The organism is Pseudomonas sp. SCPG-7 (genome assembly GCF_002156405.1).
Classification (GTDB): Bacteria; Pseudomonadota; Gammaproteobacteria; order Pseudomonadales; family Pseudomonadaceae; genus Aquipseudomonas; species Aquipseudomonas parakoreensis.
In genome coordinates, this window is the sequence record NZ_MVOO01000048.1 from 1 (window position 1) to 392 (window position 392).

The 392-nt window shown below is 55.9% G+C and carries 1 protein-coding gene; it reads left to right on the plus strand.

Translation table 11 applies throughout. The annotated features are described in order from the left end of the window. The coding region (locus B1722_RS28485) for a GTP-binding protein (protein ID WP_140396059.1) at positions 1–392 on the plus strand (392 nt) is incomplete at both ends.

Sequence of the window (392 nt, forward strand, 5' to 3'; positions counted from 1 at the left end):
ACCATTGGTCACGTTGACCACGGTAAAACCACTCTGACCGCTGCTCTGACTCGCGTCTGCTCCGAAGTTTTCGGTTCGGCCGTAGTTGAATTCGACAAGATCGACAGCGCTCCAGAAGAAAAAGCTCGCGGTATCACCATCAACACCGCTCACGTTGAGTACAACTCGACTATTCGTCACTACGCTCACGTTGACTGCCCAGGTCACGCTGACTACGTGAAGAACATGATCACCGGTGCTGCCCAGATGGACGGCGCGATCCTGGTTTGCTCGGCCGCTGATGGTCCGATGCCACAAACCCGTGAGCACATCCTGCTGTCCCGTCAGGTAGGCGTTCCGTACATCGTGGTTTTCCTGAACAAGGCTGACCTGGTAGACGACGCTGAGCTGCT